This is a genomic window from Streptomyces sp. NPDC001663 (assembly GCF_042893105.1).
In the GTDB taxonomy this organism is placed as follows: Bacteria; Actinomycetota; Actinomycetes; order Streptomycetales; family Streptomycetaceae; genus Streptomyces.
In genome coordinates, this window is sequence record NZ_JBIAUR010000014.1 from 23,667 (window position 1) to 37,088 (window position 13,422).

General features: G+C 70.7%; 11 protein-coding genes. All 11 read right to left on the reverse strand.

Annotation, left to right across the window (positions count from 1 at the left end; genetic code table 11):
- Nucleotides 1-75: 75 nt before the first annotated feature.
- Nucleotides 76-816, reverse strand: coding sequence for an ABC transporter ATP-binding protein (locus tag ACFY1L_RS37690; RefSeq protein WP_388834850.1), 741 nt, complete (start codon nt 814-816; stop codon nt 76-78).
- Nucleotides 813-1,703: an ABC transporter permease gene (locus ACFY1L_RS37695; protein WP_388834852.1), complete on the reverse strand. Its 891-nt coding sequence runs from the start codon at nt 1,701-1,703 to the stop codon at nt 813-815. The genes ACFY1L_RS37690 and ACFY1L_RS37695 overlap by 4 nt, the downstream gene beginning before the upstream one ends.
- A complete protein-coding gene (locus ACFY1L_RS37700) occupies nt 1,700-2,596 on the reverse strand; it encodes a TauD/TfdA dioxygenase family protein (RefSeq protein ID WP_388834855.1) in 897 nt (298 codons plus the stop codon). Before ACFY1L_RS37700 ends, ACFY1L_RS37695 begins: the two co-directional genes overlap by 4 nt.
- An 838-nt stretch (nt 2,597-3,434) precedes the next feature.
- Nucleotides 3,435-4,847 carry an alpha/beta hydrolase gene (locus ACFY1L_RS37705; protein ID WP_388834858.1) on the reverse strand — a complete coding sequence of 471 codons (1,413 nt, stop codon included), beginning with the start codon at nt 4,845-4,847 and terminating at the stop codon, nt 3,435-3,437.
- 271 nt (nt 4,848-5,118) lie between these two features.
- Nucleotides 5,119-6,180 (reverse strand): NAD(+)/NADH kinase, encoded by a 1,062-nt coding sequence (locus ACFY1L_RS37710; protein WP_388834861.1) that lies wholly within the window; start codon nt 6,178-6,180, stop codon nt 5,119-5,121.
- Nucleotides 6,181-6,472: 292 nt separating this feature from the next.
- Nucleotides 6,473-6,907: a serine hydrolase domain-containing protein gene (locus ACFY1L_RS37715; RefSeq protein ID WP_388834864.1), complete on the reverse strand. Its 435-nt coding sequence runs from the start codon at nt 6,905-6,907 to the stop codon at nt 6,473-6,475.
- A 71-nt stretch (nt 6,908-6,978) separates the two neighbouring features.
- On the reverse strand, nt 6,979-7,659 hold the full coding sequence (locus ACFY1L_RS37720) for a response regulator (protein ID WP_388834867.1): 681 nt from the start codon (nt 7,657-7,659) through the stop codon (nt 6,979-6,981).
- Entirely contained in the window at nt 7,656-8,861 is a 1,206-nt protein-coding gene (locus ACFY1L_RS37725; RefSeq protein WP_388834870.1) for a sensor histidine kinase, read from the reverse strand. The genes ACFY1L_RS37720 and ACFY1L_RS37725 overlap by 4 nt, the downstream gene beginning before the upstream one ends.
- 117 nt (nt 8,862-8,978) lie before the next feature.
- A complete protein-coding gene (locus ACFY1L_RS37730; protein WP_388834873.1) occupies nt 8,979-11,258 on the reverse strand; it encodes an MMPL family transporter in 2,280 nt (759 codons plus the stop codon).
- 145 nt (nt 11,259-11,403) lie between these two features.
- Nucleotides 11,404-11,577 carry a DUF3500 domain-containing protein gene (locus ACFY1L_RS37735; RefSeq protein WP_388834876.1) on the reverse strand — a complete coding sequence of 58 codons (174 nt, stop codon included), beginning with the start codon at nt 11,575-11,577 and terminating at the stop codon, nt 11,404-11,406.
- Nucleotides 11,578-11,863: 286 nt separating this feature from the next.
- Complete coding sequence (locus ACFY1L_RS37740; RefSeq protein ID WP_388834879.1) at nt 11,864-13,300, reverse strand: MFS transporter; 1,437 nt, start codon at nt 13,298-13,300, stop codon at nt 11,864-11,866.
- Nucleotides 13,301-13,422 lie beyond the last annotated feature (122 nt).

The window sequence follows — 13,422 nt, forward strand, 5'->3', positions numbered from 1 at the left end:
GCCGGGATGCAGGGCAAGTCGGGGGGTGGCAAGAGCAGTTGGGGTGGCGGGAGGTGTCGAGGGTCCGCGCCGGTCTCAGTGCTGGTTGGCGAGGCCGAGATCCTCCAGGAGCGCCGAGCGGAGTTCCTCGCGGGCGATGCTCGCCTCGCGGGCGGCGGCGGACAGTTCGACGAGGTGGGAGGCGCCGATGCGGCCGTTGCTCATGACGACGACCCGGTCCGCGAGCGCGATGGCCTCGTCGACGTCGTGGGTGACGAGCAGCATGGCCGCTTGGTGCTTGCTGCGCAGTGCGCGCACGAGGTCGTGCATGCGCAGCCGGGTGATCGCGTCGAGTGCCGCGAACGGCTCGTCCAGCAGCACGAGTTCGGGCTCCGAGACCAACGCCCGCGCCAGGGAGACACGTTGGGCCTCGCCGCCGGAGAGCTCCTTGGGCCAGGCCTTCTCGCGTCCCGCGAGTCCGACTTCGGCGAGGACGTCGAGGGCCCGCTGGTCGGCGTCCGGTCCGTGCAGGCCGAGGGTGACGTTCCGCAGCACCCGCTGCCAGGGCAGCAGCCGGTCGGCCTGGAACACGATCGCGCGCTTGGCCGGGACCTCGACCCGGCCGCCGTCGGGCCGGTCGAGGCCGGCGAGCAGGCGCAGCAGGGTGCTCTTGCCGCAGCCGGAGGGCCCCAGCAGGACCACCAACTCCTCGGCGGCGATGGTGAGATCGAGGTGGTCGAGAACCACCCGGTCGCCGAAGCGGCGGACGACCTGCTCGACGACGGCGCCGGCCTGCTGCCTCGGCTGCGTCTCCTGTGTGACAACCGTGCTGCTCATGACGCCTCATAACTGGGACGCCACCGCAGCAGCACCCGCTCGAGAACCCGGACGAACTGGTCGGCGAGCAGACCGAGGAGCGAGTAGATCACCAGCCCCACGAAGACCTGGCCGGTCTGCAGGTAGGTCTGTCCCTGGGTGATCAGGAAGCCGAGCCCCTTGTCAGCGTTGACCGTCTCGGCGGCCACCAGCCCCAGGACGCTGTACGCGAGGGAGAAGCGCAGGCCCACGAGGAAGCCCGGCAGGGCGCCGGGCACCAACACCCGTGTCACCAGACGCCAGTTGCCCGCGCCCGTGGTCCGCGCCATCTCGATCAGCCGCTGGTCGACACCGCGGATGGCGGCGAACAGGTTGACGTACATCGGGACGCCGGCGCCGAAGGAGATCAGCAGCACCTTCGTGAGCTCGTCGATGCCGAACCACACGATCATCAGCGGCAGCACCGCCAGCAGCGGGATCGTGTTCAGGATCTGCACGACGCCGTTGAACAGGTACTCGCCGCTGCGCAGCAGCCCGCCGAGCACCCCGCTGACGATGCCAACCGTCAGACCGATCGCGAGACCGATGCCGGCACGCTGCAGCGAGATGGCCAAGTCCGGCCCGAGAACACCCTGTTGCCACAGGTCGACGGCGGACTTGACGATGGACGTCGGGGCGGGAGCGTAGGTCTTCTTCAGCACTCCGGCCCTGGCGAGGATCTCCCAGGCGATAAGGATCACGACCGGGGTGGTGTAGATCCCCAGCGGCCAGCGCAGCCGCTCGCGCAGCGAGTGCAGCGGCGTCTGACGCCGGGCGTCGCGCGGCAGGAAGACCTCGCGTCCCGACGCACTCGCCCTCTCGGCGACCGGCGCGTCGATGGCCGGTCTCTTGAGGCTGACGTCGGTCATGCCGCCACCTCCAGCACCTTGCTGTAGTGCGAGGCGTCGCCGAGGAGTTGCTCGCTGCGGCGGCCGTCGACACCGACCGGCACGTCTCCGGCCACCGTCACACGGTTGAGGCGGCGCGGGTGGTCGTCGTAGTTGTCCACCCCGTAGTGCTGGGTGATCCTGTTGTCGAAGATCAGCAGCTGTTCGGGTGCCCAGGTCCAGCGCAGGATGTTCTCCGGGCGGGTCACGTACGACTGGAAGATGCGCAGCAGATCGGCCGACTCGCTGCTCGGCAGTCCGACGATCCGCTTGGCGAACCCGCCGATGAACAGCCCCCGTTCACCGGTCAGCGGATGCACCCGCACGAGAGGGTGCTCGGTCTCGTACGGCGTCGAGACGAAGGCCCGGTCGTACTCCTGCCGTTCGGCTGTCGTGGCGGCGGGGCGGGCGTAGTCGTACTGGTTGGTGTGCACGACGCGCAGCGAATCGGCGAGCGCGCGCAGCGGTTCGGGCAGGTCGCGATAGGCCGCGGCGGCATTGGCGACGAGCGTCTCGCCGCCGTACGGCGTGGTCACGATGGACCGAAGCGTGGTGAGCTGCGGCGGGTTGAGCACGAAGGTGACGTCCGTGTGCCACTCGTTCGCCTTCGACGTCTCGCTGTCGACGGCGAGCACGTTCGTCGTGCCGTCGGCGGCCGGAACGTTCGGGTGGGCGGTTGTCAGGTCGCCGAACCACCCGGCCACACGCTCCTGAGCGGCGTTGTCGAGGTTCACCTGGTCGAACACGATCGCCTTGTGCTCGTTGAGGGCATGACGGAGCGTCGCGATCGTCGAGGGGTCGGCGGGCGCGGCGAGGTCTACTCCCTCGACGAGCGCGCCGATGCGGCCCGTGAGCTTGCGGATGGACGGAGGCATGAGGAGGTCCCTCTCAAGGAATTGGGCGCACTGCCGGGTGCTGAGAGTCGGGGTGAACGGGTGATGGGCAGCGATGCGAGGCCCGACGGCTGCGCGAGGAGTGCCGGACGAGGGTGGAGCCGTGTAGTGGAGGTCGTGCGACCACCCAGGTCAGCGCACGGCTGTCCGGGGAGTCCTACGGAAGTCCCGCCGAGCCCGCACCAGTTGCCCGACGGGCACTTGGTGCGCGGCTGACGGCAACGTCCCCTCGCCGACTTCGAGTTGAGCCACGCAGACTTCTCCCCACGGGGAGAGCAGGAGCGGAGAGAGGAGCGGGGGAAGTAGGCGGTCGTGCGGTGGATCCCGCGGTCACCGGCCGCTGCCGGGGCCCGCTTAGCGGATCAGCGACACGCCTTCCGGGTCAACGACAACAGAACGCGCTGGAGACGTGCGCCAGGTCGATGTGGCGCCGCCGAGTCAAATCCACGCGCGGGGTCATGGAACGTGAGTTGAGCAGACGCCCACCCCGTCGGTCAATAAGTTCCGGACAGGTCTCACATTGCGGAAACGTGGAGCTGCTCGGCGCGGGGGAACGGGGCCTCCGACGGCCAGGGGGAAGCAACGTGCGGAGTGAGAGGGCCGACACAGAGTGGCACCGGCAGAAGGAGGCGATGCCTGGCTGCCCGAGCTGGTCGAAGCGGAGCTGGCGGGTGCTGCACCGTGGAGGAATGCTCGTCCGCCAAGTGGCCGACGCCTTCCGCAAGTTCACCGGACCCGAACCGCACATCACCCACATGCTCGAAGGGGACTCGCCCCCCTTCGGCGGCATGCGGGTGATGTCCTTGAGCGGGCCCGAACGTCAGCGGCGGGGGGCGTGCGCCGGGCCGTCGCGGCCGACCGTCAGCCGTGCGGGGCGGTACGGGACGTACGCCGCTCCGTCCAGACCGAGCGCGGTGGCGGCCCGCTGGAGTGCGGCCGGGGTCGCGGCGCCGTCCCAGTGGCCGGTGTTTACGCGGTGTTCGAGGGCGTGCAGGGCGGCCACGGTCTCGGCGGTGGTGAAGGCGCAGTGGCCCTGCCGCTCGACGTACGCCTGCCGCAGCAGCGCGCCGTCGCCGGAGGCGCGCACACGGGCGGCGAAGCGGTTCTCCTGCTCCACCGGAACGAGGTTGTCGGCGGTGGTGTGGACGTCGAGCAGGGGCACCTCGAGTCGCTGGCCCGCCGAGGATGTCCGCTGCGCGGTGCGGACGGCGGCGGGATCGGCAGTGACCGTGGCGCCCTTGGTCAGCGCGCGCAGGTCGGAGCGCAGGTCGAGGCCGGCCGCCTGGTAGAGGGCGTGGACCTGGGGTGCGTGCTCGGAACCGGCGAGCAGGCCGGCGTAATCGACCCCCCGGTTCCAGGAGTTGTTGCCGCCGACGGACTGCTCGATGGCGTACCGGCCGCCCTCGACGAACGACAGGATGCCCTGCGCGAACCAGTCGTACTGCTGCGCCTCCTGGCCCGCCCAGTCGGTGGCGGCGGGCCGGTCCTTTCCGGGCGACCACGCGGGCAGGTTGAGGAAGGCGGCGGCCAGCGCGACCCGGGCGCGGCCCTGCGGGGTGGCCTGCGCGGCGGTGACGGCGTCGGTGAGCTTCTTGGCGGTGGCGGCGGCCTCGTCGGAGGAGCCGAAGCGGACCAGCTTGACGTCCTGCTCCGGCAGGAGCAGCCGGGCGATGGTGTATTCGGCGTCGAGCTGGTAGTTGTCCAGGTCCGTGCCGCCCGCGACCAGGCCGCACTGGCCGAGCGCGCCGTCGATGCGTTCGCCGCCGTCCCGGGCGAGTTGGGCGTTGACGAGACCGCCCATGGACTGGCCGATGGCGAGGGTGCGGCGGGGCTTGCCGAGCTTCGCGGTGACGGCGTCGATCGTGGCGAACTGGTCGCGTTCCGCGCTGTTCAGGGCCCACATTGAACCGTTGGGGTCGTACGACGACCCGGCCATCGCATAGCCCTCGGCGAGCAGTTCGGTGCGTACGGCGTCGGTGGGGGCGTCCCTGGCGACGGTGGGCCCGAAGCCGTGGCTGAACAGCAGCAGCGTGCCGTTCCAGTTCTCCGGGACGTCGGCGATCCAGGTGGCGCCGTCGGAGAGGGTGCCGGTGAGGTGACCGGTGACCGCCGGGTCCGCGTGGGCGGCCGGCGAGGGGAGGGCAGTGAGGGCCGCGGACGTCAGCGTGGCCAGAGTGGCCAGGGCGATACGCAGACGGGTGCGGCGAGTGCGGGGGCGGGTGCTGGCAGGCATGAAGGTGGCTCCCTGGGGGGCGGCTGCGGAGCGGGAACACGAGCGGATGCTCGATGCACTGAACCAAGACGCCGAGGAATGTAGGGCTATTTTCTTGCGGCAGTCAAGAGAATGCACAACTTCAACTACATGTCTTCAGTCGACGTGAGAAATCAACCCTGCACGCCGGCACCGAACTGTGGCGGCGCATGGCTGCCGTACAGGACCTGCGCGCCGCAGCCGTAGCGGCGAGGAGGGCCGGCTGGCCGACGGCGGATCGGCACTGCGGGGATCAGGAACCGTCCGGGGCCGTCAGCAGGGTCAGATGGGCGAGGTCACCGGGCGGCGGTGTCGTGACCGACCACAATGGGGCCGGGGAACCGTCGGCGATCGCGGCCGGGGCGTCGGTCAGGTTCATCCGTTCGCGCAGGCGGCCGTAGAAGTCCATCGGGCCGAGCCGGACGGCCCGGAGGCGGCGCGGGGCGGCGTACACGCCGATCCAGTCCCCCGGATCGAGCACGCCCCGCAGCTGGCCGTCGATGCTGACCGCGGCCGGTCCCGAACGTTCCAGGAGGCGAAGCCCGACGGGCTCGTCGGGGGCGGTGACGACCGAGCGGTCGAAGGCCATGTGCGGGGCGACCGGCGTGAAGACGAGGGCCTCCGCGCGCGGCGAGACCACGGGTCCGCCCGCGGCGAAGCTGTAGGCCGTCGAGCCGGTCGGCGTGGCGACGAGCAGCGCGTCGGCCGAATACGAGGCGAGGAGCCTGCCGGAGACGTAGACCCCTACCGAGACCTGCCGGTCCCTCACCAGCTTCTCCAGCACGATGTCGTTGAGCGCGGTGACGTCCAGGGGAATGCCCCAGTCCTTGTCGACCTCGCAGTCGGGCCGCACCTGCGGAGGCGGCAGCAGCGGCCCCCGGCCGTACTCGATGAGGGATTCCATGCCGGCCGGCACCTCCAGCCGGCGCGAGGCGCGCAGGGCGAGCAGCATGCGGGTGTCGACCTCGAACCGGTCCTCCCGCACCGCGTCCAGTGCCGAACGCACCTCGGAGGCCGACACCTCCGTCAGAAAGCCCACCCGGCCCAGGTCGATCCCCAGGACCAGCGCGTCGTTGGCGGCGGCCAGCCGGGCACCGCGCAGGAAGGTGCCGTCGCCGCCCAGGGTCACCACGAGGTCCGGGTCGCCCGCGGCCGCGACCTCCTCATGGGCACTGCGCCGCCCGCCGTCGTGCCACACGTCGATGTCCGTGCACCGCACGGCGTGCTCCTCGCACCACGCGCGGACCAGGCCGGCCGCCGCCACGGCCTCCGGGCGCCCGCCGTGCACGACCAGGCCCAGCCGGTTCACTGTCACATCCGCCTCCGGAAGTTTCGTGCATCTCGCGGGTCGTGCTCTTCTCGTCGATGGTGTGGCAGACGAACCGGCCTTGTCCCACCTCTGCCAGCCATTCGGCCTTCATCCTGCGCGGCGCCCCGGCCTGAGTGTGTGGTCTCGGCCGTCACGCGACGGGCTTCGCGCCCGCGCACAGGGCCGGGGTGACGGCGGCCCGCAGGTCGGCGGCCCGTGCGTCGCTGCCGCTCGGGTCGAGATTCGCCATTACGGTCACCTGGCGACCGTCGGCCGTGACACGGGCGTCGTGTCCCCACTACACGCCGCCGCACGGCAGCGACCTGCTCTGCAGCCCCAGGCCGTACGCGCGGTCGGACGAGCCTCCAGTCGGCCGCGTGGTCGTCATCGCCTGCAGCTCGGCCGGGCGCAGCAGCCGCCCGCTCAAGAGCGCGCCGACGAAGCGGTTGACGTCGGCTCCGCTGGAGATCATCGCCCCGGAGGCGTTCGCGACCGAGGGGTTGAACTCGGTCACGTCGACGAGGCCGGAGTCTCTCGGCCTGACGTAACCCCTCGGGTGCGTGCCCGGGATGTCCGGCTCGTCGCCGGGGACGGTGGTGTCGCGCAGGCCGAGCGGCCGGATGACGCGCCGGTCGATCTCCTCGCCGTACGGGTGACCGGTGACCTTCTCGATGAGCATGCCGGCCAGGACGTAGTTCGTGCTCGAGTGGTAGAAACCGGCACCGTCCGGCACACGCCTGCTGTCCCCCGCCCGGTTCCTCGGGTTGTCTCCCGCAGACGGTGTTTCGCAGTACTGATCAGGCTTCAGGGCCGCGGTGATGCGGGCCGCACCAGTCCCGTCTGGTAGGCGATGACCACGAGTTGGGCACGGTCGCGGGCGCCGAGCTTGGTCAGGGCGCGCTGGATGTGGCTGCGTACGGTCAGGACGCTCAGGACGAGTTCCTCGGCGATGTCGTCGTTGGACTTGCCCCGGGCGGCCAGTGCGGTGACTTCGCGTTCCCGCGGTGTGAGGTCCTTCAGGCGCTCCGGAGGTGCCAGGAGGGCGCCGGGGGCCGGGGCGGTGAGGAAGCGGGTGATGAGGGCGCGGGTGGCACCGGGCGAGAGGAGGGCCTCGCCGGCGGCGACGGTGCGGATGCCGGCCAGCAGGGCGTCCGTAGTGACGTACTTGCCGAGGAAGCCGCTGGCGCCGACGCGCAATGCCTTGGCGACGTACTCGTCGGTCTCGAACATGGTCAGCACCAGCACCCTGGTGCCGGCCAGCTCGGGGTCCTCGCAGATGGCGGCGGTCGCGGCGAGGCCGTCCGTGCCGGGCATGCGGATGTCCATCAGGACGATGTCGGGGTGGTGAGTGCGGGCCAGGTCCACCGCCTCCTGGCCGTTGGCGGCCTCGCCGACCACCTCCATGTCCTCGCACGAGTCGATCAGCAGCCGGAACGTGCCCCGCAGCAGGGCCTGATCGTCGGCGAGCAGGACACGAATGCTCAAAGGGTTGCCTCGTCTTCTTCCGGGGCGAGGGGGTGCAGCGGCAGTGCGGTGGCGACTTCGAAGCCGCCCTCGGGGCGCGGGCCGGCATGCAGGTCGCCCCCGACCGAGTGGGCACGCTCACGCATGCCCATCAGACCGTATCCGCCACCCGGGACCGACGGAGCGGCGGCGGTGCCGTCGTTGGTGACCGAGATCAGCAGTCGGGAGTCGGAGTACGTCAGCCGGACGCAGGCCCCCTTGCCCGCGCCGTGCTTCGTGACGTTGGTGAGGGCTTCCTGGATGATCCGGTACGCCGTCAGGTCCACACCCGGTGACAGGGACCGGGGCTCGCCCTCGGTGGTGACGGTGACCTCGACGCCGGCGGTCTCGCAGGTCGCGATCAGCTCGGGGAGGCGGTCCAGGCCGGGGGCGGGTTCCAGGGAGTCGGTGTCGGGGTCGCCGGTCTGACGCAACACCCCTACCGTGGCGCGGAGTTCGAGCAGCGCGGAGGAGGTGGTGGCGGTCAGCTCGTCGAGCAGCCTCTGCGCCTGTACGGGATGGGTGGGTGCGAGGTGGCGGGCGGTGCCGGCCTGCGCGTTGGCGACGGCCATGTGGTGGGCCACGACGTCGTGGAGCTCGCGGGCGATCCGCATCCGCTCCTCGGCGACCCGCAGCCGGGCCTCCTCCTCGCGGGTGCGCTCGGCGTACGAGGCGCGCGCCTGCACGGAGTCCACGTAGGCATGGCGCAGGCGCTCCCGGCTGCCGCCGACCAGAGGCAGCATCAGCCACAGCACGGGGCCGACCGTGCGCAGCAGGATCATCCCGGTCGTGTGGGTGTCGAACACGGCCGCTGTGACCACCACGGCCATGGTCAGGGCACCGTACACACGCGTGGTCCTGGGGTCGGTACCGGCCGCCAGCCGGTACAGCGCGATCATCAGGGGGGCGAGCAGCAGAGGTGTCACCAGGTAGCCCAGGGCCACGGTGATCACCGTACAGACCGTGGCCACGACGAGAGCGCTGCGCGGGTAGGTGCGTGCCTTGAGCTGGGCGAGGCAGGAGACGGCCGCGAGGGCTTCGGCGGGCCAGCCCGCGCGAGGCTGGCTGATGCCGGGGATGGCGATCGAGGCACCGAGGGTGACGGTGCCGAGCAGCCCCAGGACCAGGACCACGTCCGTGGCGAAGTGCCGACGCCCTGTGTAGCGCTCCAGGCTGGTGGTCATCTGTCTCTCCGGGTCAAGGGTCCGAGCCCCATGGTGGACGACATACGGCACATAGTGCTGCGCGGGCCGCCCGTGGCCTTCACCACGGGCGGCCTTGGGTACGGCCGGGACGCCCGCTCAGACGCGCGCCTCGACCGGCTCGTCCGGGGTGGGGTCGGGGTGGCCGGCCATGGTCTCGAACGGACGCCGGATGAGGGCCTCCCCCTCCACGTCGACCCGGGGCAGCCTGCGGTCCAGCCACTTCGGCAGCCACCAGGCCCGGTCGCCGAGCAGCGCGAGGACCGCGGGTACGATCGCCATCCGGACGACGAAGGCGTCGAGGAGCACGGCGGTCGCCATGCCGAAACCGATCATCTTGATCATGGAGTCGCTCTCGCCGATGAAGCCCGCGAAGACGGCGATCATGATCAGGGCGGCGGCCACGACGACCCGTGCACTGTGCCGGAACCCTTCGACGACTGCCTGCTCGGCCGGCTCTCCGTGGACGTACGCCTCCCGCATGCGTGAGACGAGGAAGACCTCGTAGTCCATGGCGAGGCCGAAGACGATGCCCACGAGGAAGATCGGCATCAGGCTCATGATCGGCCCGGTCTGCTCCACCCCGAACACGCCCGCCCCATGGCCCTGCTGGAACACCAGGACGACCGCGCCCAGCGCCGCGAGCACCGAGAGCAGGAAGCCGAGCGCCGCCTTGAGCGGGACGAGCACGGACCGGAAGACAACCAGCAGGAGGATGACGGCGAGACCGACGACGGTGATGAGATACGGCACCAGCGCTGCCTGGACCTTGGCCGCGATGTCTATGTTCAGGGCCGTGGTTCCGGTGACCTCGAAGGAGGCACCGGACGTCGAGGCGATTGCGGTGCGTTCGCCGCGGATGGTCTTGACGAGGGTCTTGGTCTTCTCGTCGGTCGGGCTGGTGGACGGTGTCGCGGTGAACACGGCGGTGTCCCCGGCGTCGTTGAAGTGGGGTGTGGCGACGGAGACGACGCCCTTGGTATCGGCGATCCGCTCGCTGATCGTGCTCACCGCGGCCTTGGCGTCGTCGGCTCCCTTGGCGTCGACCACGATGGTCAAGGGCCCGTTGAAGCCGGGACCGAAGCCCTCGGCGAGGGCGTCGTAGGCGCGGCGCTCGGTGGTGGAGGTGGACTTGGCCTCGTCGCCCGGCATGCCGAGCTCCAACTGGGTCATGGGGATCGCGAGAGCGCCGAGGCCCACGACGCCGAGCAGCAGTACAGGGATCGGGCGGCGCAGCACGAAGCGGGCCCAGCGGGTTCCGCGGTTGGCACCCTCGCTCTGCCTCGACGGCTTCCTCGACCGGAACAGACGCACCCGGAGCAGACGGATCCGGTGCAGACGGCCGCCCCTCCCCTGCCTGCGTACGGCGCCCGACAGCACGGCGTTCGGCCAGAAGCCGACCAGCGCCGGCACCACGGTCAGCGCGACGACCACGGCGACGACGACCGCACCGGCCGCGGTCAGCCCCATCTTGGTCAGCATCGGGATGCCGACGACGGTCAGGCCGGCGAGCGCGATCACCACGGTCAGGCCCGCGAAGACAACCGCCGAACCGGCCGTCCCGACGGCGAGACCGGCCGCCTCCTCCGGTGCGTGTCCCTTGGCGCGCTCCTCGCGGTATCGGGAGACCACGAACAGCGCGTAGTCGATACCGACCGCCAGGCCCAGCATCATCGCCAGGGTGCCGGTGCTGGTGGACAGACCGAAGGCGTCGGCCAGGATCGTGATGGTGAACATGCTGACGCCGACGCCGAGTATCGCCGTCAGCAGCGGCAGCCCGGCGGCGGCCAGCGAGCCGAAGGTGATCAGCAGGACGACGGCCGCCACCGAGATGCCGACGATCTCGGCGACACCGCCGGGCCCGCCGCCGCTGTCCATGGCGGAGCCGCCCGTCTCCACTGTCAGACCGGCGTCCCGGGCCTGGTCGACGGCCTTCTCCAGCGCCGTACGGCTGGCGTCGGTGACCTCGGAGGACTTCACCTTGTAGGTGACGGTGGCGTACGCGGTCGAGCCGTCCTTGCTGACCGCCCTCGCCTTGAAGGGATCGGCGACGCCGGCCACCTGCGAGCCGTCGCCCAGGGCGTCCACCGCCTCCTCGATCGCCTTCTTGCCGGCGGTCGCGGTGACCTTCTGTCCGTCGGGGGCGAAGAACACCACCCGGGCGGTGGCACCGTCGGCGGCAGCGCCCGGGAAGCGCTCCTGCATCAGGTCGTACGCCTTCTGCGACTCGATGCCCGGCATCGAGAACTCCTCGTCGGAGGCGCTCGGCGCCTGCAGGGCACCCAGTCCGACGGCGGCCAGGACGGCCAACCACATCAAGGCGACGTAACCGCGCCGCCGGAAGGCCAGACGGCCCAGTCGATACAGAAAAGTAGCCACGTCGGGGAACTCCACATCTGCTCTCGCTTACCTCGACAAGGCTTCCGTGGCGGGGGCCCTCCCGTCGTCGTGCTGCTACTGGCACTGCCACCCACCGCATCCGGAGGACCGGCTACTGAAACCGCAGTACGCGCCCGGTCGCCGGCTACCGCTCCGGTATGACGGCTTCCCCGTAGTCGTTGCCGTTGGGGGTACGGATGATCGAGTGGACGTGCATCTGGGTGGGCGCGCCCTCGGTGCCGCCGCCGTAGGCGCCGCGCAGCGGGCCCGGGTCCTGGCAGTCGACCTCGACCCAGACGACGGGGCTGTGCACCCGCACGTTGAAGGCGTGGCGTCCGCCTTCATCGACTCGTTCGTCTTGGTCGCGGACTCGATGGCGGCCTTCTGCTGCGCCTCGGTCAGCGAGTTGACGAAGGCCAGGCTCGCAGCGACCTCCTCGTGGCAGACCGTCACCGTCTCACCGTCGGTCTCCATCGACGTTGGCTCGTCTGGGCGTCGGACAGACCGGCCAGGAACGCGTTCGCCGCGGTGACGACGGGGGCGGTCGCGACGCCGGTGGAGTGGGTCGTGAACAGGTCGTCGATCCGCTTGCCGTCGACCGTGAGTCACTGCGCACTCGACCGGGCACCGCGCAGGAAGAGGGCGCTGGTGAGCGCGCCGAAGAGCACGAGGCCGGCGTTGACCGCGATCGCGACCTTCAGACCCCCGAGGATGGCCACGGCACCGGTCCCGGTCATCGTGGCGGTGGCGATGGCGCTCATGATCGGCGTGCCCATGGTGATGCCGATCTGCTGGGTCATGGTCGCGAGCCCGGTGGCCAGGCCCTGCTCGTGGTCGGCCAGCCCGGAGGTCGCGGTGACCATGAAGCCGACAATGACCAGCATGTTGCCGACGCCGCCGGCGAAGGTGGCGACGAGCAGCAGCCACATCCAGGAGCGGTCGTCACCGAGGCCGAGCAGGGCAGCGGTGAACACGGTCTGGAGGATGCCACCGACGATCAGCGTCTGCCTGCTGCCGTACTTCCCGATGACCTTCGGGGCGACAGAGCCGCCGACGACCGTGCCGACGCCCAGCACACCGAATGACAGACCGGCGGCGAGCGGGGAGAAGCCGAGCACCTCCTGGAGGTACAGGGTCAGCAGGAAGACCAGGGACGTCTCGGTGAGGAACGCGATCAGACCGGCGACATTGCCCCAGGCCACCGACCGCTTGCCGAGCACACTGAGCGGCACCAGCGGTGCGGCCACCTTGCGTTCGACAACCCAGAACACGATCAGCAACGCCACTCCAGCCGCCAACGGCAGCAGCGCGGACGACGAGCCCCAGCCGGCCTCACCTGCCTGGGTGAGGCCGAAGACGATGGCCAGCAGGCCGAGCGTGACGCTGACGGCTCCGGGCACGTCCAGCTTCGGGCGCTCGTCGGGCCGGGACTCCCTGATGACCGTCGGGGCGACGACCAGCACGGCGAGGGCGACCGGCACGTTGATGAAGAAGGCCCAGCGCCAGGAGAGCAGGTCGGTCAGCAGACCGCCGAGGATCGCCCCGGTGGTGAACCCGGCTGACATCAGTGCCCCGTTGAGGCCGAGCGCCTTCTCCCGCAGCGGGCCCTCGGGGAACGAGGTCGTCATGAGTGACAGCCCGGCGGGGGTCACCGCAGCGGTGGCCAGGCCCTGGAAGACCCGCGCCGCGATCAGCACCTCCGGGTTCTGTGCCAGGCCGCCCACCAGCGAGGCGGCGCCCAGCACCACGAGACCGCCGAGGAACAGCCGGCGGCGGCCGAACAGGTCCGCGACCCGGCCGAACAGCAGGGTGAAGCCCGCCGCGCACAGGGCGAACGCGGTGCCGATCCATTGCAGATGGGCCAGCGAGAAGCCCAGGCCCTCACCGATCACCGGCAGCGCCACGTTCAGGATGGAGAAGTCCACCGCCAGCATGAACTGGGCGGCGAGCAGCAGCACCAGGACCAGTCGCAGACGGGGAGTGAGGACGTCCGGTGCCGTGCCGACAGCTGAGCCGACCGTCTCCGAATCAGTGACGGACATGAGGTCGAGACCCTTTCTCTCGTGCGCGGGCGTCGGTCACGCACCGCGTGAGAAAGAGGCTGGCCTCCGCTGAGGGCCCCAACCAGAACCCTGTTTCGCGCAGCCACCACAAGGGTGGTCAT